The 22,631-nt window shown below is 69.7% G+C and carries 37 protein-coding genes; 35 read left to right on the plus strand and 2 right to left on the minus strand.

From position 1 onward, the window contains the following. Positions 1-15 precede the first annotated feature (15 nt). The 31 genes from rpsS to ACLJPY_RS39215 all read left to right on the plus strand — a co-directional run bounded on the left by rpsS (position 16) and on the right by ACLJPY_RS39215 (position 16,949). Entirely contained in the window at positions 16-297 is a 282-nt protein-coding gene (rpsS, locus tag ACLJPY_RS39065) for a 30S ribosomal protein S19 (protein ID WP_003102083.1), read from the plus strand. 29 nt (positions 298-326) lie between these two features. Beyond that, positions 327-761 (plus strand): 50S ribosomal protein L22, encoded by a 435-nt coding sequence (gene rplV / locus ACLJPY_RS39070; RefSeq protein WP_410596011.1) that lies wholly within the window; start codon positions 327-329, stop codon positions 759-761. Beyond that, positions 761-1,600, plus strand: a complete 840-nt coding sequence (gene rpsC, locus ACLJPY_RS39075) for a 30S ribosomal protein S3 (RefSeq protein WP_013222607.1) — start codon at positions 761-763, stop codon at positions 1,598-1,600. Before rplV ends, rpsC begins: the two co-directional genes overlap by 1 nt. Positions 1,601-1,603: 3 nt before the next feature. Next, positions 1,604-2,023 (plus strand): 50S ribosomal protein L16, encoded by a 420-nt coding sequence (gene rplP, locus ACLJPY_RS39080; RefSeq protein WP_004558864.1) that lies wholly within the window; start codon positions 1,604-1,606, stop codon positions 2,021-2,023. Then, positions 2,023-2,271, plus strand: coding sequence for a 50S ribosomal protein L29 (rpmC, locus tag ACLJPY_RS39085; protein ID WP_013222608.1), 249 nt, complete (start codon positions 2,023-2,025; stop codon positions 2,269-2,271). The genes rplP and rpmC overlap by 1 nt, the downstream gene beginning before the upstream one ends. Further along, positions 2,268-2,546, plus strand: a complete 279-nt coding sequence (rpsQ, locus tag ACLJPY_RS39090) for a 30S ribosomal protein S17 (protein ID WP_013222609.1) — start codon at positions 2,268-2,270, stop codon at positions 2,544-2,546. The genes rpmC and rpsQ overlap by 4 nt, the downstream gene beginning before the upstream one ends. A gap of 93 nt (positions 2,547-2,639) precedes the next feature. Then, a complete protein-coding gene (gene rplN, locus ACLJPY_RS39095; protein WP_004558867.1) occupies positions 2,640-3,008 on the plus strand; it encodes a 50S ribosomal protein L14 in 369 nt (122 codons plus the stop codon). Continuing rightward, the gene (gene rplX, locus ACLJPY_RS39100) at positions 3,008-3,322 is read left to right on the plus strand and encodes a 50S ribosomal protein L24 (protein ID WP_013222610.1); all 315 of its coding nucleotides are present in this window, start codon (positions 3,008-3,010) and stop codon (positions 3,320-3,322) included. The genes rplN and rplX overlap by 1 nt, the downstream gene beginning before the upstream one ends. Further along, on the plus strand, positions 3,322-3,885 hold the full coding sequence (rplE, locus tag ACLJPY_RS39105; RefSeq protein WP_004558869.1) for a 50S ribosomal protein L5: 564 nt from the start codon (positions 3,322-3,324) through the stop codon (positions 3,883-3,885). Before rplX ends, rplE begins: the two co-directional genes overlap by 1 nt. Positions 3,886-3,889: 4 nt before the next feature. Beyond that, a complete protein-coding gene (locus tag ACLJPY_RS39110; RefSeq protein ID WP_004558870.1) occupies positions 3,890-4,075 on the plus strand; it encodes a type Z 30S ribosomal protein S14 in 186 nt (61 codons plus the stop codon). Positions 4,076-4,165: 90 nt separating this feature from the next. Then, positions 4,166-4,564, plus strand: coding sequence for a 30S ribosomal protein S8 (gene rpsH, locus ACLJPY_RS39115; RefSeq protein WP_004558871.1), 399 nt, complete (start codon positions 4,166-4,168; stop codon positions 4,562-4,564). Positions 4,565-4,580: 16 nt separating this feature from the next. Then, the gene (gene rplF, locus ACLJPY_RS39120; protein WP_410574179.1) at positions 4,581-5,120 is read left to right on the plus strand and encodes a 50S ribosomal protein L6; all 540 of its coding nucleotides are present in this window, start codon (positions 4,581-4,583) and stop codon (positions 5,118-5,120) included. A gap of 2 nt (positions 5,121-5,122) precedes the next feature. Then, on the plus strand, positions 5,123-5,521 hold the full coding sequence (gene rplR, locus ACLJPY_RS39125) for a 50S ribosomal protein L18 (RefSeq protein WP_410596012.1): 399 nt from the start codon (positions 5,123-5,125) through the stop codon (positions 5,519-5,521). Positions 5,522-5,552: 31 nt separating this feature from the next. Further along, positions 5,553-6,197, plus strand: a complete 645-nt coding sequence (gene rpsE / locus ACLJPY_RS39130) for a 30S ribosomal protein S5 (RefSeq protein ID WP_086675494.1) — start codon at positions 5,553-5,555, stop codon at positions 6,195-6,197. 1 nt (position 6,198) lies between these two features. Next, positions 6,199-6,384, plus strand: coding sequence for a 50S ribosomal protein L30 (rpmD, locus tag ACLJPY_RS39135; RefSeq protein WP_410596013.1), 186 nt, complete (start codon positions 6,199-6,201; stop codon positions 6,382-6,384). Then, positions 6,381-6,827 carry a 50S ribosomal protein L15 gene (gene rplO, locus ACLJPY_RS39140; protein WP_086842934.1) on the plus strand — a complete coding sequence of 149 codons (447 nt, stop codon included), beginning with the start codon at positions 6,381-6,383 and terminating at the stop codon, positions 6,825-6,827. The genes rpmD and rplO overlap by 4 nt, the downstream gene beginning before the upstream one ends. A gap of 128 nt (positions 6,828-6,955) precedes the next feature. Then, positions 6,956-7,960: a hypothetical protein gene (locus ACLJPY_RS39145; protein ID WP_410596014.1), complete on the plus strand. Its 1,005-nt coding sequence runs from the start codon at positions 6,956-6,958 to the stop codon at positions 7,958-7,960. A 4-nt stretch (positions 7,961-7,964) separates the two neighbouring features. Beyond that, positions 7,965-8,579 carry a LysE family translocator gene (locus ACLJPY_RS39150; RefSeq protein WP_410596015.1) on the plus strand — a complete coding sequence of 205 codons (615 nt, stop codon included), beginning with the start codon at positions 7,965-7,967 and terminating at the stop codon, positions 8,577-8,579. Positions 8,580-8,831: 252 nt separating this feature from the next. Further along, complete coding sequence (gene secY, locus ACLJPY_RS39155; RefSeq protein ID WP_410596016.1) at positions 8,832-10,139, plus strand: preprotein translocase subunit SecY; 1,308 nt, start codon at positions 8,832-8,834, stop codon at positions 10,137-10,139. Then, positions 10,136-10,690, plus strand: coding sequence for an adenylate kinase (locus ACLJPY_RS39160; RefSeq protein ID WP_410596017.1), 555 nt, complete (start codon positions 10,136-10,138; stop codon positions 10,688-10,690). Before secY ends, ACLJPY_RS39160 begins: the two co-directional genes overlap by 4 nt. A 44-nt stretch (positions 10,691-10,734) precedes the next feature. Beyond that, on the plus strand, positions 10,735-11,511 hold the full coding sequence (gene map / locus ACLJPY_RS39165) for a type I methionyl aminopeptidase (protein WP_410596018.1): 777 nt from the start codon (positions 10,735-10,737) through the stop codon (positions 11,509-11,511). A gap of 267 nt (positions 11,512-11,778) precedes the next feature. Next, positions 11,779-12,000 carry a translation initiation factor IF-1 gene (gene infA / locus ACLJPY_RS39170; protein ID WP_004558881.1) on the plus strand — a complete coding sequence of 74 codons (222 nt, stop codon included), beginning with the start codon at positions 11,779-11,781 and terminating at the stop codon, positions 11,998-12,000. 34 nt (positions 12,001-12,034) lie between these two features. Next, positions 12,035-12,148: a 50S ribosomal protein L36 gene (gene rpmJ / locus ACLJPY_RS39175; RefSeq protein WP_004558882.1), complete on the plus strand. Its 114-nt coding sequence runs from the start codon at positions 12,035-12,037 to the stop codon at positions 12,146-12,148. 206 nt (positions 12,149-12,354) lie between these two features. Beyond that, positions 12,355-12,735: a 30S ribosomal protein S13 gene (gene rpsM, locus ACLJPY_RS39180; RefSeq protein ID WP_410596019.1), complete on the plus strand. Its 381-nt coding sequence runs from the start codon at positions 12,355-12,357 to the stop codon at positions 12,733-12,735. Beyond that, positions 12,732-12,917 carry a hypothetical protein gene (locus ACLJPY_RS39185; RefSeq protein WP_004558884.1) on the plus strand — a complete coding sequence of 62 codons (186 nt, stop codon included), beginning with the start codon at positions 12,732-12,734 and terminating at the stop codon, positions 12,915-12,917. The genes rpsM and ACLJPY_RS39185 overlap by 4 nt, the downstream gene beginning before the upstream one ends. Before the next feature lie 18 nt (positions 12,918-12,935). After that, positions 12,936-13,343: a 30S ribosomal protein S11 gene (rpsK, locus tag ACLJPY_RS39190; RefSeq protein ID WP_004558885.1), complete on the plus strand. Its 408-nt coding sequence runs from the start codon at positions 12,936-12,938 to the stop codon at positions 13,341-13,343. Positions 13,344-13,366: 23 nt separating this feature from the next. Then, the gene (gene rpsD / locus ACLJPY_RS39195; protein ID WP_410574172.1) at positions 13,367-13,972 is read left to right on the plus strand and encodes a 30S ribosomal protein S4; all 606 of its coding nucleotides are present in this window, start codon (positions 13,367-13,369) and stop codon (positions 13,970-13,972) included. A 106-nt stretch (positions 13,973-14,078) separates the two neighbouring features. After that, on the plus strand, positions 14,079-15,149 hold the full coding sequence (locus ACLJPY_RS39200; RefSeq protein ID WP_091304679.1) for a DNA-directed RNA polymerase subunit alpha: 1,071 nt from the start codon (positions 14,079-14,081) through the stop codon (positions 15,147-15,149). Between the two features lie 41 nt (positions 15,150-15,190). Continuing rightward, positions 15,191-15,757, plus strand: a complete 567-nt coding sequence (rplQ, locus tag ACLJPY_RS39205) for a 50S ribosomal protein L17 (protein ID WP_410596020.1) — start codon at positions 15,191-15,193, stop codon at positions 15,755-15,757. A gap of 73 nt (positions 15,758-15,830) precedes the next feature. After that, positions 15,831-16,664 carry a tRNA pseudouridine(38-40) synthase TruA gene (gene truA / locus ACLJPY_RS39210; RefSeq protein ID WP_410596067.1) on the plus strand — a complete coding sequence of 278 codons (834 nt, stop codon included), beginning with the start codon at positions 15,831-15,833 and terminating at the stop codon, positions 16,662-16,664. 90 nt (positions 16,665-16,754) lie between these two features. Further along, positions 16,755-16,949 carry a hypothetical protein gene (locus ACLJPY_RS39215; protein WP_410596021.1) on the plus strand — a complete coding sequence of 65 codons (195 nt, stop codon included), beginning with the start codon at positions 16,755-16,757 and terminating at the stop codon, positions 16,947-16,949. Positions 16,950-17,010: 61 nt separating this feature from the next. Here ACLJPY_RS39215 and ACLJPY_RS39220 read toward each other — a convergent pair whose 3' ends face one another. Together ACLJPY_RS39220 and eccE are read right to left on the minus strand one after the other, a co-directional pair. Further along, positions 17,011-17,730 (minus strand): hypothetical protein, encoded by a 720-nt coding sequence (locus ACLJPY_RS39220; RefSeq protein ID WP_410574170.1) that lies wholly within the window; start codon positions 17,728-17,730, stop codon positions 17,011-17,013. Further along, a complete protein-coding gene (gene eccE, locus ACLJPY_RS39225) occupies positions 17,727-18,962 on the minus strand; it encodes a type VII secretion protein EccE (RefSeq protein ID WP_410596022.1) in 1,236 nt (411 codons plus the stop codon). Before eccE ends, ACLJPY_RS39220 begins: the two co-directional genes overlap by 4 nt. Here eccE and ACLJPY_RS39230 point away from each other — a divergent pair. The 4 genes from ACLJPY_RS39230 to ACLJPY_RS39245 all read left to right on the plus strand — a co-directional run bounded on the left by ACLJPY_RS39230 (position 18,947) and on the right by ACLJPY_RS39245 (position 22,560). Next, the gene (locus ACLJPY_RS39230; protein WP_410596023.1) at positions 18,947-19,390 is read left to right on the plus strand and encodes a hypothetical protein; all 444 of its coding nucleotides are present in this window, start codon (positions 18,947-18,949) and stop codon (positions 19,388-19,390) included. The genes eccE and ACLJPY_RS39230 overlap by 16 nt on opposite strands. 164 nt (positions 19,391-19,554) lie before the next feature. Beyond that, positions 19,555-21,195 carry a type VII secretion protein EccB gene (gene eccB, locus ACLJPY_RS39235; RefSeq protein WP_410596024.1) on the plus strand — a complete coding sequence of 547 codons (1,641 nt, stop codon included), beginning with the start codon at positions 19,555-19,557 and terminating at the stop codon, positions 21,193-21,195. A 67-nt stretch (positions 21,196-21,262) separates the two neighbouring features. Then, the gene (locus ACLJPY_RS39240; RefSeq protein WP_410596025.1) at positions 21,263-21,583 is read left to right on the plus strand and encodes a hypothetical protein; all 321 of its coding nucleotides are present in this window, start codon (positions 21,263-21,265) and stop codon (positions 21,581-21,583) included. Beyond that, positions 21,580-22,560 carry a WXG100 family type VII secretion target gene (locus ACLJPY_RS39245; protein ID WP_410596026.1) on the plus strand — a complete coding sequence of 327 codons (981 nt, stop codon included), beginning with the start codon at positions 21,580-21,582 and terminating at the stop codon, positions 22,558-22,560. The genes ACLJPY_RS39240 and ACLJPY_RS39245 overlap by 4 nt, the downstream gene beginning before the upstream one ends. The last annotated feature ends 71 nt before the right edge of the window (positions 22,561-22,631 follow it).

Genomic DNA, 22,631 nt, shown 5'->3' on the forward strand with positions numbered 1-22,631 from the left:
GGGAGGTAGAACAACATGCCACGTAGCCTCAAGAAGGGCCCGTTCGTGGACGACCACCTGCTCAAGAAGGTGGACGCGCTGAACGAATCGGGCAAGAAGACGGTCATCAAGACCTGGTCGCGGCGCTCGACGATCATCCCGGACTTCCTGGGTCACACGATCGCCGTGCACGACGGCCGCAAGCACGTCCCGGTGTTCGTCACCGAGGCCATGGTGGGTCACAAGCTGGGCGAGTTCGCCCCGACGCGGACCTTCAAGGGCCACATCAAGGACGACCGCAAGTCGCGCCGCCGCTGAGCGGGCACGAAACCAGACAGGAAGTAGCGATGAACGCCCAGAACGACGTGACGACCGAGGCTGAACTGCCTACGGCGTACGCGCGGGCTCGCTTCGTCCGGGACTCGCCGACCAAGGTGCGCCGGGTGATCGAGCTCATCAAGGGACGTAGCGCCGCCGACGCCTTGGCCGTGCTCCGGTTCGCCCCCCAGGCGGCCAGCGAGCCGGTCGCGAAGGTGCTCGCCAGCGCCGTGGCCAACGCCGAGAACAACCTTCAGCTGGACCCGGAGACGCTCTGGGTCAAGAACGCGTACGCCGACGAGGGCCCCACCCTCAAGCGCATCCGCCCGCGGGCCCAGGGCCGCGCGTACCGGATCCGCAAGCGGACCAGCCACATCACCGTCGAGGTGGAGTCGCGTCCGGTCGTCGCGCAGAAGGCCGGCGCGCAGAAGGCTCAGAGCAAGAAGAAGGCAGGTGGCCGGTAGTGGGCCAGAAGATCAACCCGCACGGTTTCCGCCTGGGTATCACCACGGACTGGAAGTCGCGCTGGTACGCCGACAAGCAGTACGCCGAGTACGTGGCCGAGGACGTCAAGATCCGCAAGCTCCTCGCCACCGGCATGGAGCGCGCGGGCATCTCCAAGGTCGAGATCGAGCGCACCCGTGACCGCGTCCGCGTGGACATCCACACCGCCCGGCCGGGCATCGTCATCGGCCGCCGCGGCGCGGAGGCCGACCGGATCCGCGGCGCGCTGGAGAAGCTGACCAAGAAGCAGGTCCAGCTGAACATCCTCGAGGTCAAGAACCCCGAGGCCGACGCCCAGCTGGTCGCCCAGGCGGTCGCGGAGCAGCTCTCCAACCGCGTGGCGTTCCGCCGCGCGATGCGGAAGGCGATCCAGACCTCCATGCGCTCGCCGCAGGTCAAGGGCATCCGCGTGCAGTGCGGCGGTCGTCTCGGCGGTGCCGAGATGTCCCGCTCCGAGCACTACCGCGATGGCCGCGTCCCGCTGCACACGCTGCGCGCCGACATCGACTACGGCTTCTTCGAGGCCAAGACGACGTTCGGTCGCATCGGCGTCAAGGTGTGGATCTACAAGGGTGAGCTCGTCGGTGGCCTGAAGGCCCGCGAAGCCCGCGACGCCGCCGAGCGCGCGCCGCGCGGTGGCCGCGACCGCGACCGCAGCGACCGGCCGTCCCGCCCGCGTCGTTCCGGCGCCTCGGGCACGACCGCCACCTCGACCGAAGCCGGTCGTGCGGCCGCCGCCGCCACGACCGAGGCCCCGGCGGCCCCGGCCACCGAGACCGCAGAAAAGACGGAGGGCTGAGACGTGCTCATCCCGCGCAGGGTCAAGCACCGGAAGCAGCACTCCCCGAAGCGCCACGGCGCCGCCAAGGGTGGCACGAAGGTCAGCTTCGGCGAGTACGGCATCCAGGCGCTTGAGCACAGCTACGTGACGAACCGGCAGATCGAGTCCGCTCGTATCGCCATGACCCGTCACATCAAGCGTGGTGGCAAGGTGTGGACGACCATCTACCCGGACCGCCCGCTGACCAAGAAGCCGGCCGAAACCCGCATGGGTTCCGGTAAGGGTTCGCCGGAGTGGTGGATCGCGAACGTGAAGCCGGGCCGCGTGATGTTCGAGATCTCGTTCCCGAACGAGGAGACGGCTCGCGAGGCGCTGCGCCGCGCGATCCACAAGCTGCCCATGAAGTGCCGCATCGTGACCCGTGAAGGTGGTGAGTTCTGATGGCTAACGCAGGTGCCGCTCAGGCATCGGAGCTGCGTGAGCTCACCGCGGAAGAGCTCGTCCTGCGTCTGAAGGAATACAAGGAGGAGCTGTTCAACCTCCGCTTCCAGATGGCGACCGGGCAGCTCGACAACAACCGCCGTCTGCGCACCGTCCGCACGGACATCGCGCGGATCTACACGGTCATGCGCGAGCGCGAACTCGGCCTGTCCGTTGCCCCCGACGCCGAGAGTGAAGGTGCCGCATGAGCGAGCCCACCACCGAGACGCCGGCCCGGAACGACCGCAAGGTCCGCGAGGGCTACGTCGTCTCGGACAAGATGAACAAGACGATCGTGGTCGAGCTCGAGGACCGCAAGAAGCACCCCCGTTACTCGAAGGTCGTCCGCTCCACCACCAAGGTGAAGGTGCACGACGAGAACAACGAGGCGGGCGTGGGCGACCGGGTCACCCTGATGGAGACCCGCCCGCTGTCGGCGACGAAGCGGTGGCGCCTGGTGCAGATCGTGGAGAAGGCCAAGTAAGCAGGGCTCTTCGGAGTTCTTAGTTCCGCAAGGCTCGCGGACTGCGACTCGTTCGCAGACACGCGAGAACCGGCGCGACATACAGGAGTAGACGTGATCCAGCAGGAGTCGCGGCTTCGGGTAGCCGACAACACGGGTGCGAAGGAAATCCTCTGCATCCGGGTTCTCGGTGGCTCCGGGCGGCGCTACGCCGGCATCGGCGACATCATCGTCGCCACCGTGAAGGACGCCATCCCGGCTGCCGGGGTGAAGAAGGGCGACGTCGTCAAGGCCGTCATCGTCCGCACGGTCAAGGAGCGCCGTCGTCCGGACGGTTCCTACATCCGGTTCGACGAGAACGCCGCCGTGCTCATCAAGAACGACAACGAGCCCCGCGGCACCCGCATCTTCGGCCCGGTGGGCCGCGAGCTGCGCGACCGAAAGTTCATGAAGATCATTTCGCTCGCGCCGGAGGTGCTGTGATGAAGGTGAAGAAGGGCGACACGGTCGTCGTCATCGCCGGCAAGGACAAGGGCGCCAAGGGCAAGGTCATCCAGGCTTACCCCGAGCGCGAGCGCGTGCTGGTCGAAGGCGTGAACCGGATCAAGAAGCACACGCGGATCAGCCAGACCCAGCGCGGGGCGCAGTCCGGCGGCATCGTCACGCAGGAGGCGCCCATCCACGTCTCGAACGTGATGGTCGTCGACTCGGACGGCAAGCCGGCCCGGGTGGGTTACCGCATCGGCGAGGACGGCAAGAAGGTCCGGATCTCGCGCCGGAACGGTAAGGACATCTGATGACCACCGCAGAGAAGACCTCTCCGCGCCTCAAGGTGCGGTACCGCGAGGAAATCAAGGGCCAGCTGCAGGCCGAGTTCTCCTTCGCCAACGTCCACCAGATCCCGGGCGTCGTGAAGGTCGTCGTGAACATGGGCGTCGGCGACGCCGCCCGCGACAGCAAGCTGATCGAGGGCGCGGTCCGCGACCTCGCCGCGATCACCGGCCAGAAGCCGGAGGTCCGGAAGGCCCGCAAGTCCATCGCGCAGTTCAAGCTGCGTGAGGGGCAGCCGATCGGCGCGCGCGTCACGCTGCGCGGCGACCGGATGTGGGAGTTCCTCGACCGGCTGCTGACCATCGCGCTGCCGCGTATCCGCGACTTCCGCGGGCTTTCGCCGAAGCAGTTCGACGGCCACGGCAACTACACGTTCGGTCTCAACGAGCAGTCGATGTTCCACGAGATCGACCCCGACTCCATCGACCGCCCCCGCGGCATGGACGTCACCGTCGTCACGACCGCCACGAACGACGACGAGGGCCGGGCGCTGCTGCGCAAGCTCGGCTTCCCGTTCAAGGAGAACTGAGCCGATGGCCAAGAAAGCGCTGGTCCACAAGGCCGCGAAGAAGCCGAAGTTCGCCGTGCGCGCCTACACCCGCTGCCAGCGGTGCGGCCGCCCGCACGCCGTGTTCCGCAAGTTCGGGCTCTGCCGGATCTGCCTTCGCGAGATGGCGCACGCGGGCGAGCTGCCCGGCGTCCGCAAGTCCAGCTGGTAAGAGCTTCTTTTTAACTCCAGATTCGCCACAGGCCCTGCCGCCCGTGTACCGGGCGGCGGGGAACCAGGCGAGAAAGGTTGACAGGTCACCATGACGATGACCGACCCCATCGCAGACTTCTTGACGCGTCTGCGCAACGCGAACTCGGCGTACCACGACGAGGTCAAGCTCCCGCACTCGAAGCTCAAGGCGAACATCGCCGAGATCCTCAAGCGCGAGGGCTACATCGCGGGTTACCACGACGAGCCGGGCGAGAAGCACAAGAACCTCGTCGTCGAGCTCAAGTACGGCCCCAACCGCGAGCGGAGCATCGCCGGCCTGCGCCGCGTCTCCAAGCCCGGTCTGCGGGTCTACGCAAAATCGACCGAACTGCCGTCCGTGCTCGGCGGACTGGGCATCGCGATCATTTCGACGTCCGGTGGCCTGCAGACGGACCGGCAGGCCAAGCGCAACAGCGTGGGCGGCGAAGTCCTCGCCTACGTCTGGTAAGGGAAGGGGTAAAGGCATGTCACGCATCGGAAAGCTGCCGGTCGCCGTCCCTTCCGGGGTCGAGGTGACCATCGATGGTCAGCACATTCAGGTCAAGGGGCCCAAGGGCACCCTCGAGCACACCATCTCCGAGCCGATCACCGTCGAGCGCGACGAAGACGGCACGCTGCTGGTCAAGCGTCCGGACGACGAGCGCACCTCCAAGGCGCTGCACGGGCTCACCCGGACGCTGGTGAACAACCTCGTCGTCGGCGTCACCGCCGGCTACGAGAAGAAGATGGAAATCCACGGCGTGGGTTACCGCGTGCAGGCCAAGGGCTCGGACCTCGAGTTCGCCCTCGGCTACTCGCACCCGGTCAAGATCGAGGCCCCCGAGGGCATCACCTTCAAGGTGGAGTCCCCGACCCGGTTCTCGGTCTCGGGCATCGACAAGCAGAAGGTCGGCCAGATCTCGGCCGTCATCCGCAGGCTGCGGCGCCCGGACCCGTACAAGGGCAAGGGCCTGCGCTACGAGGGTGAGAAGATCCGCCGCAAGGTCGGAAAGACGGGTAAGTGATCATGAGCGACACGACTACGAAGCGCAAGCCGGTGGGCAAGGACATCTCGACCCGCCGCCGCGTCGCGAAGGCCCGTCGGCACTTCCGGCTCCGCAAGAAGGTCTCGGGCACCGAGCAGCGCCCGCGCCTGGTCGTCAAGCGGTCCTCGCGGCACATCGCCGTGCAGGTGATCGACGACCTGGCCGGCCGCACGCTGGTGTCGGCGTCCACCCTCGAGGCGGACGTCCGGTCGGCCGACGGCGACAAGAAGGCGAAGGCCGCCAAGGTCGGCGCCCTCGTCGCCGAGCGGGCCAAGAACGCCGGGATCTCGGCTGTGGTGTTCGACCGCGGGGGCAACGCCTACCACGGCCGCATCGCCGCGCTCGCCGACGCCGCCCGTGAGGCGGGGTTGGAGTTCTGATGCAGATGCTCGTTAATGGAAGGAAAGCCTGATGCCGGGACGTACACGGCAATTCGGCGGCGGCCAGGGTGGACCCGGCGGGCAGGGCGGCAACGACCGCGGTGACCGTCGCGACCGCCGCGACCGGCGCGACAGCGGCCGTGGCGGGGCGGCCCAGGACAAGACCCCGCACCTCGAGAAGGTCGTGACGATCAACCGCGTCGCCAAGGTCGTCAAGGGTGGTCGTCGCTTCAGCTTCACCGCCCTGGTGGTCGTCGGCGACGGCGACGGTCAGGTCGGCGTCGGCTACGGCAAGGCCAAGGAAGTTCCCGCGGCCATCGCCAAGGGCGTCGAGGAAGCGAAGAAGAACTTCTTCCGCGTCCCGCGCGTCGGCGGCACCATTCCCCACCCGATCACGGGTGAGGAAGCCGCTGGTGTCGTCCTGCTCCGCCCGGCTTCCGCCGGTACCGGCGTCATCGCCGGTGGCCCGGTGCGTGCCGTGCTGGAGTGCGCGGGTGTCCACGACGTGCTGTCGAAGTCGCTCGGCTCCGACAACGCGATCAACATCGTGCACGCGACCGTGGCGGCCCTGAAGGGTCTGCAGCGTCCCGAAGAGGTGGCGGCCCGCCGTGGCCTGCCGCTCGAGGACGTCGCTCCGGCCCGGATGCTGCGCCAGCGTGCCGGCCAGGGGGTCTGACATGGCTCAGCTCAAGGTCACCCAGGTCAAGAGCAAGATCGGCACGAAGCACGCTCACCGCGAGTCGCTGCGCACCCTCGGGCTGCGCAAGATCCGCCAGAGCGTCGTGCGTGAAGACAGCCCCCAGGTGCGCGGCCTGATCCACACCGTCCGCCACCTGGTGGAGGTCGAGGAGGTGCAGGCATGACGGCCATCAAGATCCACCACCTGCGTCCGGCTCCGGGCGCCAAGCGCGACAAGATCCGCGTGGGCCGTGGTGAGGGTTCGAAGGGCAAGACGGCCGGTCGCGGTACGAAGGGCACCAAGGCCCGGAAGAACGTGCCGGCCCGGTTCGAGGGTGGGCAGATGCCCATCCAGATGCGGCTCCCGAAGCTTCGCGGCTTCAAGAACCGCTTCCGCACCGAGTACCAGCCGGTGAACGTGGGCGACATCGCCCGCGTCTTCCCGGACGGCGGCACCATCGGTGCCGACGAGCTGGTCAAGGGCGGTCTGGTCCGCAAGGGCAAGCTGGTGAAGGTCCTCGGCAACGGCGACGTGAACGGCGTCAAGCTGAACGTCACCGCCGACGCGTTCTCCGGCTCGGCCAAGGAGAAGCTCGAAGCGGCCGGTGGCTCCGCCACCACCAACTGAGGTCGTTGAGGTCGAAGGCCCGTCTGGCTCCGCCAGGCGGGCCTTCGCCGTTTCCGAGCGCGGCTGACCCCGGAGCCCGGGACGGGACGTCCTTGCCGGAACAGGCATCCGCACGGAGGATCAACGGGGTGGAGAGACCGTCGCAGGAGCCCGACACCCCGCCCGACGGTGCCGAGTCGCCGCTGAGCTTCCCGGCCCGGCCGCCGGCCGGCCTCGACCCGGTCGTGCCGCAGGCGGAGCCGTTGCGGTTCCCCGCGGAGGCTTCCCGGTCGGAGTCGCCTCTGGTGCCGGGCGAACCTCGAGCCGAGCCGCTCGGGATCCCTGCTGAAGCGCCGAGTCCCGAACCCCTGCCGCCCGTCACCGGCCCGCCGCCCCAGGACCACCCCCGGCCGTTCCCCGCCGCCGTCCCGCCCCTCCAGCCCGTCGCCCGGCTGCCTTACCCCGTCGCGCACATCCCGGGCGCCGCACCTGCCGCCGAGCCGGCCACCGAACCGCCCGCGGACCCGCCCCCGGTCACCGCCACCGCGCCCGCTCTCCTCCGGTTCGTCTCACCCGCGCTCGCCATCCTCTCCGCTCTCCTGACCGCGCTCGGCGTCTTCCTCCCGCTCTTCCTGATCCGGGAGACCCTCGGCGGCGACCGGTCCTTCGACGCCGAGGTCTCCATCACCGAAACCGCCTGGGGCCACATCTTCGAGCTCCCCGGCCAGGAAGCGACCGAGCAAGCGGGCTCGCCGCTCGGGCTCCCGCTGCTCTGCGCGGCCGTCCTCCTGGTCGTGGCCGCGGTCGTCGCCCTCCTCCGGCCGGATCGGCCGCTCGGGCGGTGGCTGGTGGCGGCCGGCGCCGTCTTCGGCGCCGGGGTCGTCTTCACCATCGCCACCGACGGGATCGGGTGGGGCGCCGGGCCGGCCGGGGCCGGGGTCGATGTGACCGTCGGGCCGGGCATGTGGCTGGCGGTCGCCGGCACCGTCGCCGCCGTGGCCGCCGCGGTGCTCGCGCACCTGCCCCGGCGGCCCGGCTGGGCCGATCCCGCCGTCGCCTACGCCGACACCCCGACGCCGCCCTCCGGGGTCGCCATCACCGTGCTGCCGCCGGACGAGGACGGCGACGAGCACCCCGGGCCGCCGCTACGGTGAACACGTGTGGGTCTTCTTCGGCGCGTCCGTGCTCGTCGCGCTTACGCCAGGGGCGAACAACCTGCTCGGTCTCCACCACGGCATGACGCACGGTGTCCGCCGCGGCCTCGCCGGGCTCGGCGGCCGGCTGGCCGCCTTCACCCTGTTGATCGCCGCCGTCGCGGCCGGGCTCGGGCAGCTGCTGGCCGCGTCCGAGACCGCCTTGACGATCATCAAGTGGGCCGGCGCCGCCTACCTGCTCTACCTCGGTGCCCGCCTGCTCATCGCCACGTTCCGGGGCGAAACGGGCACTGCGGAGCTGCCGAAGGGCCCGACGACGGCCTGGCGCGTCACCCGCAAGGAGTTCGGTGTCGCGATCACCAACCCCAAGGCGATCCTGATCTTCACCGCCTTCGTCCCGCAGTTCATCGACCCAGGTCAAGGTGCATTTCCGACGCAGATCGCGCTGCTCGGCGCGGTCTACCTGCTGGCCGAATTCCTGGCCGGGTCGGTCTACGTCGGCGTCGGCGCCGCGGTGAAGACGGCCCGGCTGTCCCGGCGGGCGCGGCGCAACGTCGACCGGGGCACCGGCGTGGTCCTCCTCGGCCTCGCCGGCGTGCTCGCGACGTCGAACGCGTGAGCCGTTCTGTCAAGGAATACCGCCGAGACGGCGATGTGGATCAACCCGCCGGAGCAACCTTGGTACGGAAAACGCACACGGACTGCGGACACGCCCTGTGAAGCTGTTAGAGTCAGCGACACGCTTCGGGACGAGTGTGCCCCGAAGCGTTCCTGGCTTGCGTGCCAGTAGTGCTGTGTGTTCCCGCCGGCCCCGTGCCGGCCAAGCCGATCGTCGGTTAGGACAGCCGACGACGCCGAGGAGGTCCCCCGCGTGCTCAGCGCCTTCCGCTCGGCTCTCGCGACGCCGGATCTACGCAAGAAGATCCTGTTCACGCTAGCCATCGTCGCGGTTTACCGAATCGGTGCGACCATTCCGGCGCCCGGCATCTCGTACGGTGCCGTACAGGCCTGTAGCTCCCAGGCGCAGCAGGAGGGCGTCTACCAGCTGCTGAACCTGTTCAGCGGTGGTGCGCTGCTGCAGCTGTCGCTCTTCTCGACCGGCATCATGCCGTACATCACGGCGAGCATCATCATCCAGCTGCTCACCGTGGTCATCCCGCGGTTCGAGGAGCTGAAGAAGGAAGGGCAGTCCGGCCAGGGCAAGCTGACCCAGTACACCCGGTACCTGACGGTCGCGCTGGCGATCCTGCAGGCCACCGGCGTGGTCGCGCTCGCGGACCGCAAGCAGCTCTTCCCCGACTGCCAGTCGCCGATCATCCCGGACAACAGCGTCTACTCGCTGGCGATCATCGTCATCACCATGACCGCGGGCACCGCCGTCATGATGTGGCTGGGCGAGCTGATCACCGAGCGCGGCGTCGGCAACGGCATGTCCGTCCTGATCTTCCTGAACATCGCCGCCCGCATCCCGTCCGAGGGCGGCAACATCCTCAGCAACGCGGGTGGCCTCGGCCTGGCGATCGTCTGCGTCTTCGGCCTGGTGATCATCGCCAGCGTCATCTTCGTCGAGCAGGGGCAGCGCCGGATCCCGGTGCAGTACGCCAAGCGCATGATCGGCCGCCGGATGTACGGCGGCACGTCGACCTACCTGCCGATCAAGGTCAACCAGGCCGGTGTCATCCCGGTCATCTTCGCGTCGTCCCTGCTGTACCTGCCGGACCTGATCAGCCGCCTCGTCGGCGACCAGAACAGCAACTCCGGCTGGCAGGTGTTCATCAAGAACTACATCGTGAACCAGTCCAGCTGGGTGCACATCGCGCTGTACTTCGGCCTGATCATCTTCTTCACGTACTTCTACATCACGATCACGTTCAACGTGGACGAGCGTGCGGAAGAGATGAAGAAGTTCGGTGGCTTCATCCCGGGCATCCGCCCCGGCCGCCCGACCGCCGAATACCTGAGCTTCGTCCTCGGCCGGATCACCCTGCCGGGCTCGCTGTACCTGGGCATCATCGCGATCCTCCCGAACTTCTTCCTGTCGTTGACCGGTAGCGGGAACAACCAGAACTTCCCGTTCGGTGGCACGGCTGTGCTGATCATGGTCGGTGTCGGCCTCGACACCGTAAAGCAGATCGAAAGCCAGCTGATGCAGCGCAACTACGAAGGGTTCTTGAAGTGACGCGTCTGGTTCTCGTGGGTCCGCCCGGCGCGGGCAAGGGTACGCAGGCGGTGGCCCTGTCGGAGCAGCTGCGTGTCCCGCACATCTCCACGGGTGACCTGTTCCGCGCGCACGTCGGCCAGGAGACCCCGCTGGGGCAGGAGGCGAAGCGCTACCTGGACTCGGGTGAGCTCGTGCCCGACTCGGTGACCAACGAGATGGTCCGCGAGCGGCTCGCCGAGCCGGACGCCAAGGCCGGCTTCCTGCTCGACGGCTTCCCCCGCAACACCAAGCAGGCCGAGGTCCTCGGCGAGGTCCTGGGTGACGCGGACGTCGCGCTCGACGCGGTGATCCAGCTCCAGGTGCCGGAGGACGTCGTCGTCGCGCGGCTCATGTCGCGCGGCCGTGCGGACGACACCGAAGACGTCATCCGCCGCCGTCAGCAGATCTACGTGTCGGACACCGCGCCGCTGCTCGAGTACTACGCCGACATCCTGGTGACCGTCGACGGTGTCGGCAGCGTCGAGGAGATCTCCGGCCGGGTGCTGGAAGCGCTGCGCGACCGCACGTGAACCTCGGAGGATTGCGTGTTTTGCAAGTGCTCCGGCGTGGGCGCATGATCGAAGTCAAGACCCCGGACGAGCTGCAGGCGATGCGGGCCGCGGGCCTGGTCGTCGCCCGCACGCTCGCGGCGGTCCGCGCGGCGGCGAAGCCCGGCGTCAGCACGGCCGAGCTCGACGAGCTGGCCGAGCAGACGATCCGGGACGCCGGCGCGGTGCCGTCGTTCAAGGGCTACCACGGGTTCCCGGCGTCGATCTGCGCGTCGGTGAACGAGCAGATCGTCCACGGCATCCCGGCCGAGTCCCAGGTGCTCGCCGACGGCGACATCATCTCCGTCGACTGCGGCGCCATCCTGGACGGCTGGCACGGCGACTCCGCGGTGACGCTGGCCATCGGCCAGGTCTCCGACGCCGACCTGGCGCTGTCCGCGGCGACCGAGGCGGCGATGTGGGCCGGCATCGAGGCGGTCAGCGCCGGCGGCCGGCTCACCGACATCTCCTACGCCGTCCAGTCCGCCGCCGAGCGCGCGGGCCGCGACGACGGCGTCGAGTACGGGATGATCGTCGAGTACGGCGGGCACGGCATCGGCCGCCAGATGCACATGGACCCGTTCCTGCCGAACGTCGGCAAGCCCGGCAAGGGCCCGCGGCTCAAGCCCGGCATGGCGCTGGCGATCGAGCCGATGCTCACCGGCGGCGGCGGCGAGACCCGCGAGCTGGACGACGGCTGGACGGTCGTCACGGCCGACGGCTCCCGCGCGGCCCACTGGGAGCACACCGTCGCGATCACCGAAGACGGCCCCTGGGTGCTGACCGCTCCCGAGGACTCCTGACCTGCGCATTCACCCACAAGCGGTGATCGCCATCACGTCCACCTGCACATGCCTTTAGCATGGTCACCCCCGGTTTGGGGGTCGCGACACGACATGCGTACACTGTCAAGTCGGCGCACTTATCGCGCCCGGATCCTGCGCGCTCGTGAATTCACGGTCTTGGGAGCCGGGCACCAGTGTGCCACGCACCACCCCAACCCGGCACTAGTGCTCGGAGTTGATCACGGGTGTGGCGGCCGACGTTGCTGACAAGGAAATGCGGAGGACATGGCGAAGAAAGACGGGGCCATCGAGGTCGAAGGCCGCGTAGTCGAGCCGCTCCCCAACGCGATGTTCCGCGTCGAGTTGGAGAACGGTCACAAGGTCCTGGCACACATCAGCGGCAAGATGCGGCAGCACTACATCCGCATCCTGCCCGAGGACAGGGTTGTCGTGGAGCTCTCGCCCTACGACCTCTCTCGTGGTCGCATCGTTTACCGCTACAAGTGATCACGAGCAGCTCAGAAGCAGGAGAGCAGAAGACGTGAAGGTCCAGCCGAGCGTCAAGAAGATCTGCGACAAGTGCAAGGTGATCCGCCGTCACGGCCGGATCATGGTGATCTGCGAGAACCTGCGGCACAAGCAGCGGCAGGGCTGATCACCAAGCACTCGAGCAGAGTGGATTGACGGCTACACAACCTCCCCGCACCTGCCGGGCCACGCGAGTGGTCCGGTTCACCCCCGGACTTCAGGCCGGGGCCGGGACACCCGAAGCGCAAGCCGAGGGCACGACAAGCGAGTCGGTCCCGGAACCGGACGGGGAGCAGACCTGAAGATGAATTCAATGAAGGAGCATCAGCGCCAATGGCACGACTCGCTGGCGTAGACCTCCCCCGCGAGAAGCGGTTGGAGATCGCGCTTACCTACATCTACGGCATCGGCCGTACCCGCTCGAAGCAGCTCATCAAGGCTGCCGAGCTCAACGCGGACACCCGCGTCAAAGACCTCAACGATGACGACCTCGCGAAGCTGCGTACGTACATCGAAGAGAACTTCAAGGTCGAGGGTGACCTTCGCCGCGAGGTGAACGCCGACATCCGTCGGAAGATCGAGATCGGGTGCTACGAGGGCCTTCGCTGGCGTCGCGGACTTCCCGTCCGCGGTCAGCGCACCAAGACGAACGCCCGCACCCGCAAGGGTCCGAAGAAGACGGTCGCCGGCAAGAAGAAGGCTGGCAAGAAGTGAGCGTCCAGGGCAAGAAGGTCGTGCAGATGGGTGGCGTTCACCGCCGCGGCTCGGCTTGTGTCTCGCCCAAGGCGCTCTACGCCCGCCCGATGGCGCTCCGCAACCTGTACACCGACGCCGGTTCGATCATCCGGCGCGGCCAGGCCGAAGCGGTCGCCGCTCACCAAGAGAACGCGCGCTAACAGGAGAACCCTCAGAACATGCCACCGAAGTCTCGTACTGCGGCCGGGGCCAAGAAGGTCCGCCGCAAGGAAAAGAAGAATGTCGCGCACGGTCACGCGCACATCAAGAGCACCTTCAACAACACCATCGTCTCGATCACGGACCCGACCGGTGCCGTGATCGCGTGGGCGTCGAGTGGGCACGTGGGCTTCAAGGGCTCGCGCAAGTCGACTCCGTTCGCCGCGCAGATGGCCGCCGAGAACGCTGCCCGCAAGGCCGCCGAGCACGGCATGAAGAAGGTCGACGTCTTCGTGAAGGGCCCGGGTTCGGGCCGCGAGACGGCGATCCGCTCGCTGCAGGCGGCCGGCCTCGAGGTCGGCACCATCCAGGACGTGACCCCGCAGCCTCACAACGGCTGCCGCCCGCCCAAGCGGCGCCGGGTCTGAGGAACGGGGAGGAGTAAGAAGAAATGGCTCGTTACACCGGCCCCGCGACGCGTATTTCGCGTCGCCTCAAGGTTGACCTCATCGGCGGCGACCAGGCTTTCGAGCGTCGCCCCTACCCGCCGGGCCAGCACGGCCGCGGGCGCATCAAGGAGTCCGAGTACCTCCTGCAGTCGCAGGAGAAGCAGAAGGCTCGCTACACCTACGGCGTTCTCGAGCGTCAGTTCGTCCGGTACTACAAGGAAGCCGTCCGGCGTCCGGGCAAGACCGGTGAGAACCTGCTCCAGATCCTCGAGTCCCGCCTGGACAACGTGATCTACCGCGCCGGCATCGCCCGCACCCGCCGTCAGGCGCGTCAGCTGGTGAGCCACGGCCACTTCCTGGTCAACGGCCAGAAGGTGAACGTCCCGTCGTTCCAGGTCTCGAAGTGGGACATCATCGACGTGCGGCCGAAGTCGTTCTCGATGCTGCCGTTCGTCGTGGCCAAGGAGTCCTTCGGCGACCGCCCGATCCCGGCGTGGCTGCAGGTCGTCCAGTCCAACCTCCGCGTGCTGGTCCACCAGCTCCCGGAGCGTGCGCAGATCGACGTTCCGGTTCAGGAACAGCTGATCGTCGAGCTCTACTCGAAGTAGTCCGGCCCCGGCTGGAGTACGGGCGGCGGTGCAACAGGTGCACCGCCGCCGCGCCATCCCTTCGACGTCATATGGCGGGCGTCGTCTGGAAAGGAACTAGGAAGAAATGCTGATTTCCCAGCGGCCGGCTCTCGGCGAAGAGACGGTCAACGAGACCCGCTCCCGGTTCACCATCGAACCGCTGGAGCCCGGCTTCGGCTACACGCTCGGCAACTCGCTGCGTCGCACGCTGCTGTCGTCCATCCCGGGCGCGGCCGTGACGAGCATCCGCATCGACGGCGTGCTGCACGAGTTCACCACCGTTCCCGGGGTGAAGGAAGACGTCACCGACATCATCCTGAACCTCAAGGAGCTCGTGGTGTCCTCGGAAGAGGACGAGCCGGTCACCATGTACCTGCGCAAGCAGGGCCCCGGTGAGGTCACGGCGGCCGACATCGTGCCGCCGGCGGGTGTCACCGTGCACAACCCGGACCTGCACATCGCGTCGCTGAACGGCAAGGGCAAGCTCGAGATCGAGCTCGTCGTCGAGCGCGGCCGCGGTTACGTTCCGGCCCTGCAGAACAAGCAGGCGGGCGCGGAGATCGGCCGGATCCCGGTCGACTCGATCTACTCGCCGGTGCTCAAGGTGACCTACAAGGTCGAGGCCACCCGTGTCGAGCAGCGCACCGACTTCGACAAGCTGATCCTGGACGTCGAGACCAAGCCGTCGATCACGCCGCGCGACGCGGTCGCGTCGGCCGGCAAGACGCTGGTGGAGCTGTTCGGTCTCGCTCGCGAGCTGAACGTCGACGCCGAGGGCATCGAGATCGGCCCGTCGCCGCAGGAGGCGGACACCATCGCCGCCTACGCGATGCCGATCGAGGACCTGGACCTCACCGTCCGGTCGTACAACTGCCTCAAGCGCGAAGGCATCCACACGGTGGGCGAGCTGGTCTCGCGCAGCGAGGCGGACCTGCTCGACATCCGCAACTTCGGCGCCAAGTCGATCGACGAGGTCAAGCTGAAGCTCGTCGGCCTCGGCCTCGCGCTGAAGGACAGCCCGCCCGGGTTCGACCCGACCGCCGCGGCTGCCAGCTACGACGGTGAAGGCTGGTCGGAGGGTGTCGGCAGCATCGCCGACGGGATTTCGGACGGCCACGACGATGGCCAGGACTACGCAGAGACCGAGCAGCTCTGAGGCTCTGTGCCCGGACGCTGTGAGCTGAACTAGGAGAACCAATGCCCACCCCTACCAAGGGAGCCCGGCTCGGCGGGTCGTCCGCGCACGAGCGGCTGATCCTGGCCAACTTGGCCACGCAGCTGTTCGAGCACGGCAAGATCACGACCACCGAGGCGAAGGCCCGCCGGGTCCGCCCGCTGGCCGAGAAGCTGATCACGAAGGCGAAGCGGGGCGACCTGCACAACCGCCGTCAGGTGCAGAAGGTCGTCCGTGACAAGGACGTCGTGCACAAGCTGTTCGCCGAGATCGGTCCGCACTTCGCGGAGCGCGCCGGTGGCTACACCCGGATCACCAAGACGATGCCGCGCAAGGGCGACAACTCGCCCATGGCCGTCATCGAGCTGGTGGCCGAGAAGACGGTGACTTCGGAAGCCGAGCGCGCTCGCAAGACGAAGTTCGCCAAGGACGAGAAGGCCGCCGCCCCGGTTGCCGAGGAGACCACCACCGAGGCGCCCGCCGCTTCGGAGGAGGCTCCGGCTGCCGAGGAGGCCAAGGCCGAGGACACCGCCGCCGAGACCGAGGCCCCGGCTTCGGACGACGCGGACGCGGACGCCAAGAAGGACTGACGTCCTGACGGCCGCTTCGACATCGGACGAGCCCGCCACTCCCTTCGGGGAGGGCGGGCTCGTTCGTCTGCGCCTGGACGTCTCCTACGACGGCACGGACTTCTCGGGCTGGGCCCGCCAGCCGGGCCGCCGGACCGTCCAGGGGCTCCTAGAGGAGGCGCTGCAGCGCCAGCCACCGGGGGCCGCCGTGCCGAAGTCCGTCGTCGTGGCGGGCCGCACGGACGCCGGCGTGCACGCGACCGGCCAGGTCGTGCACGTCGACGTGGTGCCCCTTTCCGCGCCCTCAGGCCGCATTCCGGTGTCCCCGGAAGGCATCCCGGATCTGGACCGCATGGTGGGCCGCTGGAACCGCCTGCTGCCGGGTGACGTCCGCGTGCTGGGCGCCCGGATCGCTCCGGCGGGCTTCGACGCCCGGTTCTCGGCGATCCGCCGCCACTACCGCTACCGGGTCTCGGACGCGCCCTGGGGCGTGGACCCGTTGCGCCGCCACGACACCCTGGCCTGGAACCGTCCACTGTCGACGGACGCGATGAACGCGGCCGCGGCGGAACTGCTGGGCCTGCACGACTTCGCGGCGTACTGCAAGCAGCGCGAAACGGGCACGACGATCCGCGAGCTGCAGCGCCTGGAGTGGACGCGGGTGGACGACCACCTGCTGGAGGTCCGCGTCTCGGCGGACGCGTTCTGCCATTCGATGGTCCGCAGCCTGGTGGGCGTGCTGTTGCTGGTCGGCGACGGCCGCCGCACCGACGGGTGGCCGTCGAAGGTCCTGGAGAGCGGCATCCGCGACAGCGCGGTGGCCCCGGCCCACGGCTTGACGCTCCTGGGCGTGGACTACCCGCCGGACGCCGAGCTGGCCGCCCGTGCCGAACAGACCCGCAACGTCCGCACCTCCTCCGACCTCTGACCACACGATTCGACGGCGAGATCCTGTCGCAGCCCGGTCGAGCCCTCTCAAGGGGTGGAGGATGACCTGCTACCGAGAGGACGAGCCGCGATGCTGCTCAACGAGAAGCCCTTGCGACACCGCGATGGGGTCCGCCTGACCCAAGCCGTGGTCGATCAGGCGCTCGCCGATGTCGACCCGACTGATGTGGTCGGGCGCAGCGATGCGCTCGCCGCGCTGGAACGGCGGCTGCTGGCCGCCCGTGCCGAGCAGACCCGCAACGTCCGCACCTCCTCCGACCTCTGACGAAACGAAAAGCGGGTGGCTCCCCCAGGGGAACCACCCGCTTCCGCGTGTCAGGAGGAACTCAGTCGCCGCGGCGGACCGGGCCGAGGAGCTGCTGCTCCTTGCCCGTCGTCACCAGCCGCAGCGGGCGCCACAGGTTGCGGCCCAAGGCCACCACCTGGTCGTCCTGCAACGTCGTCAGCTGGCGCATCATCTGGGGCGGCAGGCGCCAGATGCGGGCCGCCAGCTCGGCCTGGCCCGCCGGGAGGCGCTGCATCAGCACCAGGTCCGCCGCGTTGGCCGTCGCGCCCGCCTGCGGGTGCAGGTACGGGAGCACGTAGACCGTCGTCTGCCACGGCGAGCGGGGCGGGAACAGGTCCTGCGGGGTCGGGCCGCCGTCGGTCACCACCAGCAGCGGTGCGTCCTCCGACGGGCGCGGCAGCTCGACCGGCGACAGCCGGCGGATCTGCACCAGCGGTGACGGCCGCCCGTCGCGGCTGCCCGCCGCGCGGGACAGCACCTGCCACTCGGTCGGGCGCCCGGTCGCGACCACGACCCACGCGCCGACCGCCATCGCCCGCATGGCCACCTGGCGGGCCAGGTACAGCCCGCCCACCAGGACGATCCGGGTCGGCGTCGAGCGCAGCGCCGAGATCGTCAGCGGCTCACCCTTCAAACCCGAACCGAGCACGATGCCGCCGCGGTCACCCGACGGGCTGATCGCGTCGAGCATCGCGGGGTCCACCGTGAACTCCGGTGCGACGCCGCTGTTCTGCCCGGCGTCACGGACGCGGGAGCTCATGCTGTGCCTCCGATCGGCAAGGTCGCGGCGAACGCGGAGACCTGCAGCCCGCGCAGCGGGGTCAGGTCCACCCCCAGCCGCTCGGACAGCCCGTGCAGCCGCTGGTCGGCGGCGTCGAGCTCACGCGGGTTCCGTGCGCTCACCCGGACCACGCCGCGCAGCCCGATCTTGCCCTCGTCGGACGCCGGGGAGATCGACATCGCGAGCGTCGCCGACAGCGCGCGGACGCTCGTCAGCGCGTTCAGGGTGCCGGTGATCTTGCCCTTCGGCCAGCCGGTGATGGCGTAGCTCGCGTGCCCGATGCCGGCCGCCGTCACGCCGGACCAGCGTTCCTGCAACGTCACCTTGGCCGGCGAACCGGCCACCGAAGTCAGCTCCGCGGCCGAAATCCCGGCCCGCAGCAGCTCGTCCGGGTCGAGCGGCCGCGTCGGCACGCCCTGCGACTCCAGGGCGTTGCGCACCCGCGACAGCGCGCCGATCAGCGCGCGGTGGGCGCCGACGACGCCGCCGCCGCGTTCCCGGATCGCGGCCGGGCACCGCTTGGGGTCGAGCCGGATCGCCACCCACGTCGTCCGCCGCGCCGCCGCGGGCAGTGGCCCCAGCACCTCCATGTAGGAGCTCAGCGCCGGCGAGTCCGACGGCAGCGCCGCGCTGCCCGGGTAGCAGTGCCAGATCATCTGGATCGAGTCGAGGACCACGCCGCGGTCCTCGAGGCAGGGCGCCAGCGCCGACAGCGGCAGGCTCGGCGCGCCGTCGGCCTGGGTGATCAGCGCCGGGGTGGGCTCGACGAGCAGCACCGCCGTCCACGTGCCGTCGTTCCAGGCCAGCCCGACCTGCTGGCGCTCGTGGTCGACGCCGTGGGCGACGACGAGGTCCGGCACGGCGATGCGGAGCAGGTTGACGCGGGCGTCGTCGGGCCCGGTGACCGAGGTTTCCTCGGCGGCCAGCTCCTCGACGGTGCTCGGCGGCAGCGGGTTCGCGACGCGGTCGTGCGAGCGGAACGAGTAGCGCAGCGTCAGGCCGACCCACTGGGTGAACCAGCGGCCGCGCCAGCGCAGCAGCGCGACGATGAGCGCGAAGCCGGCGATGCCGATGGCGACCCACTTGAGCGACATGTCGATCGCCAGCAGGACCAGGCCGATCGCGAGGCCGACCTCGAGCACGACGAGGTTGGCGACGGGCAGCGGGCCGAGGGTGACGCCGGAGGAGCGCCGCCGTGCCGGCGGGGCCATCCGGGCCGGGGCGGGCGGGGGAGTGGCGGGTCCGCTGTCGTCGGGTCCCTGCGGACCACCCGAGCCGCCACCGCCGGGGCCGCCGGGCCCACCCGGACCGCCACCGCCAGGGCCGCCGGGCCCACCCGGACCACCGGGTCCGCCCCCGGGGCCACCAGGACCGCCCGGACGTCCGCCAGGGCCACCGGGGCCGGGACCGGGGCCACCCGGACCACGCGGCGGCATGCCGGGACCGCCGGGTCCGCCACCTGGTCCGCCGGGAACGCCACCGGGACCGCCCGGTCCGCCGGGAACGCCACCGGGTCCGCCGGGAACACCACCCGGGCCACCGGGTCCACCTGGTCTGCCCGGCCGCGGCGGCGGGCCCGGCGGACGGCCACCGGGCGGCGGGGGCCCGGGCGGGCCAGGCGGACGTGGAGGAGTGGTGACGGACATCCGCGCTTTCTCTTCCCCTCGTGCTTGCTGCGTACCCGGAAAGCCGGGTCCCGGGGTGCCCGACACTAGCTTGAGTTGGTAGAAACCCCACACCAGACGGTCCCCGTACGGCTATCCTGCGGAACCGTACCGCGACGGGGAGAGCTGTAGGTCGAGAATGCCATCAACACCCACGACTAAGTCTCAGGTCCAGGCGTACCAGTTCGTCCTGCGGCGGATGCAGTCGGCGCTGGTCCGGCGGGACGCCGTGATGCTGCACGACCCGATGCGCACCCACACGCGGGCCACCATCGTGGGGGTGGTGCTGGGTGCGCTCGGCATGATCGTCTTCGTCGTCTGGGGCCTGCTCAGCCCGGCGCCTTCGGTGCCCGAGGCCGGGAACATCGTGATCGGCGAACAGTCCGGCACGGTCTACGTGGTGATGGGGAACCCGAAGACCCTTGTCCCGACGTTCAACTTGGCGTCGGCGAGGCTTCTTCTCCTGGCCCAGCAAAAGTCATCGAGCGCGGGAAACGCGGGCGGAGCGGCACCGTCGCCGGCACCGGCTGCAGCCAGCGCGGCGAGTGTGAAGAATCCCACGGTCGTTTCCGACGAGCAGCTGAAGGACATTCCGCGCGGAAAACTGACCGGGATTCCGGACGGACCACAGCTGATTCCGACGGATTCCCAGCGGATTTCCCCCAACTGGGCGGTGTGCGACCAGGTTCTGCTCGACCCGACGCTGCCGGTGCCCGACAGCGTGAACCAGACCAACACCTACGTCTTCGGCGGTGTCGCCCCGAGCGCGCTGGGCACCGAACTGGGGGAGAAGGAAGCGCTGCTGGCGAAGGCGGACAACGGCAAGACGTACCTGATCTACCGGCTGCCGAGCACGCAGAACCGCCCGAACGCCAACACCGTCCGCGCCGAGATCGACACCAGTGACACGCACAACGCGGTCTCGACGGCGCTGCAGCTGAACCAGAAGCCGCGCAAGATCACCCAGGGCCTGCTGAACGCGATCCCCGAGGTGTCGCGCCTGACGCCACCGCAGATCCCGGACGGCGCGGCCCCGGGCAACTTCGGCGACCTGACCACGGGCGACGTCTTCGCGACGCAGCCGGCCGGTGCGGACCCGGAGTTCTGGGCGATCACGCCGAGCGGCATCCAGAAGGTGTCCAACGCCGTCGCCGACATCATCCGCGTGGCCAAGAACGGCAGCTCCGGCCGGATCCAGACGCTGGGCCTCGACAAGCTGAACGGCGTCCGCGTCCTGCAGCCGACCGACCCGGACTACATCAAGGTCGACGACTTCCCGCGTTCGGTGCCGACGGTGCTCGACGCGACGAAGAACTCCGCGGTCGCCTGCCTCGGCTGGTCGGTCGTCGGTGACGGCGACAACCGCGACGGCCACACGTCGGTGTACATCGACACCCAGCTGCCGGGCCAGAACAGCCACGGCGGCAAGTTCGCCACGATCAAGGTCACCACGCCGGGCCCGAACCGCGTGCCGATCAACGGCTTCTACCTCCCGCCCGGCTTCGGCGCGGTCGTCCAGTCCGCGACCGGCAAGGCCAGCTTCGGCAAGGGCGCCATCCAGCTGATCTCCGACCGCGGGATCCGGTACAGCGTCCCGGACGCGGCGACCGCGGACGCGATCGGGCTGACCAACCGGCAGCCGGCGCCGGAGTCGATCATCGGCCTGCTGCCGACCGGGGCTTCGCTGAACACCCAGGACGTGCTCAAGCAGTTCGACTCCGTGCCGATCGACCCGAACGCCGGCGCGTTCCCGGCCCAGACGCAGCAGGCGGGCGGCTGAGGCGGAACCGGCGGGCGCCCGCGGACGTCACACACCGGACGGGTTCCCGGCTGAGCGGAGAGAGGCCATGGCCGGCTTGAGGATGGACGCCGCGGTCGTCGCGGACTACGCCGAGACGGCCGAGGAGGCCGCCGGCGAGCTCCACGCGGCCGCGGCGGAGCTGGGCGGCGAGGGCGTGTCCGGTGAGTCCTTCTGCGCGCTGGGGGCGCAGGTGGGCCTCGGCGAGTCGTACGGCCGCGCGGCGGGGGCGTTGCGGCGTCAGCTGGCCGACGGCGCGGCGGCGCTCGAGTCGGCGGCCGAGGCGCTGCGGCAGGTCGCGGTCCGCCACGGCGGGCAGGACGCGGAGGCGGCCGAGCTCATCAAACGGGCCGGGCGGCTCGACGGATGAGGGCCGGGAACGCGACCGCGCCGGTGGCCGGGGGCGAGGACGTCACGGCGGCGGCCGAACCGTACCTGGAGTACCTCACCCACCTCTCGCGCGAGCTCGGCGTCATCGACCCCGTCGAGACGTACTTCCGCCCGCTGGTCGGCCGCTGGGCCGACCTCGGGGCCGAGGCGGACAGCCTGCGCCGAGCCGCCTCCGTCGCGGCGGAGGTCTCGGCGCGTCTCGACGACCGGCTCGGCCGGCTCGACGCGGGCTGGGAAGGCCGGGACGCGGACTCGTTCGTCGCGTACATCCGCGCGATCGGCGTGGCGGGCGGCGACCTGCGCGAAGCGCTCGAAGCCCTCGCCGGCGCGCTGGACGAGGTGGTGACGACCCTGCGCCACCTCGTCGTCGACCTGGCCGAGGTGCTGGTGGACGCGGCGGAGCTGACGTCGGAGACGATGCTCCTCCCGAGCGGCGGCGCCAAGCGGGCCCGTGCGCAGCTGCAGGAGACGCAGGACTCGGCGAAGTCGCTGCACGAGACGGCGCGCGACGTCCTGGAGGCGTTCGACCGGCTGTGCAACGGCGTCGACGACCCCGACGCGGCGTCCCGCACCATCGAGATCCGGCACCGGTACCCCGCGGAGCGCTTCAAGCTGCACGACGACGCGTTGAACGAAGGGGATCCCGAGGAGGTCATGACCCCCTCTTCGGCCGCCGAGCCGAAGCAGACGGGCGCGGCCGCCCCGGACGACGCCAAGCCCGCCGACGCGCCTGCCCCGCCCCCGCCCGCCGACGACCACCAGAGCACGTCGGGCGGCGTCCCGATGATGCCGATGATGGGCTTCGGCGCGTTCGGCGGCGGCGGGGGCGGCGGCCGCCGCCAGTCGAAGACCCGCCCGACGACGAAGCCGTCGGAGCTGCTGGGCGAGCCGGGCCTGGTCGCCCCACCGGTGATCGGCGAGGACGAAACCCCGCCGAAGAAGCCCCCGGCAAAGTGACCCCAGGGGCATCACGCGTGTCCAGAGGGGCATCACGCGTGATTGCAGGGGCATCACGTGTGTTCGGAGGG

The sequence above is a fragment of the Amycolatopsis sp. lyj-23 genome (assembly GCF_046549135.1).
Lineage (GTDB): Bacteria > Actinomycetota > Actinomycetes > Mycobacteriales > Pseudonocardiaceae > Amycolatopsis.

Bases quoted from the DNA above. Each gene is read 5' to 3' on its own strand.
- rpsS (WP_003102083.1), top strand. From the start codon at position 16: ATGCCACGTAGCCTCAAGAAGGGCCCGTTCGTGGACGACCACCTGCTC.
- rplV (WP_410596011.1), top strand. From the start codon at position 327: ATGAACGCCCAGAACGACGTGACGACCGAGGCTGAACTGCCTACGGCG.
- rpmC (WP_013222608.1), top strand. From the start codon at position 2,023: ATGGCTAACGCAGGTGCCGCTCAGGCATCGGAGCTGCGTGAGCTCACC.
- rpsQ (WP_013222609.1), top strand. From the start codon at position 2,268: ATGAGCGAGCCCACCACCGAGACGCCGGCCCGGAACGACCGCAAGGTC.
- rplX (WP_013222610.1), top strand. From the start codon at position 3,008: ATGAAGGTGAAGAAGGGCGACACGGTCGTCGTCATCGCCGGCAAGGAC.
- rplE (WP_004558869.1), top strand. From the start codon at position 3,322: ATGACCACCGCAGAGAAGACCTCTCCGCGCCTCAAGGTGCGGTACCGC.
- ACLJPY_RS39110 (WP_004558870.1), top strand. From the start codon at position 3,890: ATGGCCAAGAAAGCGCTGGTCCACAAGGCCGCGAAGAAGCCGAAGTTC.
- rpsH (WP_004558871.1), top strand. From the start codon at position 4,166: ATGACGATGACCGACCCCATCGCAGACTTCTTGACGCGTCTGCGCAAC.
- rplF (WP_410574179.1), top strand. From the start codon at position 4,581: ATGTCACGCATCGGAAAGCTGCCGGTCGCCGTCCCTTCCGGGGTCGAG.
- rplR (WP_410596012.1), top strand. From the start codon at position 5,123: ATGAGCGACACGACTACGAAGCGCAAGCCGGTGGGCAAGGACATCTCG.
- rpsE (WP_086675494.1), top strand. From the start codon at position 5,553: ATGCCGGGACGTACACGGCAATTCGGCGGCGGCCAGGGTGGACCCGGC.
- rpmD (WP_410596013.1), top strand. From the start codon at position 6,199: ATGGCTCAGCTCAAGGTCACCCAGGTCAAGAGCAAGATCGGCACGAAG.
- rplO (WP_086842934.1), top strand. From the start codon at position 6,381: ATGACGGCCATCAAGATCCACCACCTGCGTCCGGCTCCGGGCGCCAAG.
- map (WP_410596018.1), top strand. From the start codon at position 10,735: ATGATCGAAGTCAAGACCCCGGACGAGCTGCAGGCGATGCGGGCCGCG.
- infA (WP_004558881.1), top strand. From the start codon at position 11,779: ATGGCGAAGAAAGACGGGGCCATCGAGGTCGAAGGCCGCGTAGTCGAG.
- rpsM (WP_410596019.1), top strand. From the start codon at position 12,355: ATGGCACGACTCGCTGGCGTAGACCTCCCCCGCGAGAAGCGGTTGGAG.
- rpsK (WP_004558885.1), top strand. From the start codon at position 12,936: ATGCCACCGAAGTCTCGTACTGCGGCCGGGGCCAAGAAGGTCCGCCGC.
- rpsD (WP_410574172.1), top strand. From the start codon at position 13,367: ATGGCTCGTTACACCGGCCCCGCGACGCGTATTTCGCGTCGCCTCAAG.
- ACLJPY_RS39200 (WP_091304679.1), top strand. From the start codon at position 14,079: ATGCTGATTTCCCAGCGGCCGGCTCTCGGCGAAGAGACGGTCAACGAG.
- rplQ (WP_410596020.1), top strand. From the start codon at position 15,191: ATGCCCACCCCTACCAAGGGAGCCCGGCTCGGCGGGTCGTCCGCGCAC.
- ACLJPY_RS39215 (WP_410596021.1), top strand. From the start codon at position 16,755: ATGCTGCTCAACGAGAAGCCCTTGCGACACCGCGATGGGGTCCGCCTG.
- ACLJPY_RS39220 (WP_410574170.1), bottom strand. From the start codon at position 17,730: ATGAGCTCCCGCGTCCGTGACGCCGGGCAGAACAGCGGCGTCGCACCG.
- eccE (WP_410596022.1), bottom strand. From the start codon at position 18,962: ATGGCCCCGCCGGCACGGCGGCGCTCCTCCGGCGTCACCCTCGGCCCG.
- eccB (WP_410596024.1), top strand. From the start codon at position 19,555: ATGCCATCAACACCCACGACTAAGTCTCAGGTCCAGGCGTACCAGTTC.
- ACLJPY_RS39240 (WP_410596025.1), top strand. From the start codon at position 21,263: ATGGCCGGCTTGAGGATGGACGCCGCGGTCGTCGCGGACTACGCCGAG.
- ACLJPY_RS39245 (WP_410596026.1), top strand. From the start codon at position 21,580: ATGAGGGCCGGGAACGCGACCGCGCCGGTGGCCGGGGGCGAGGACGTC.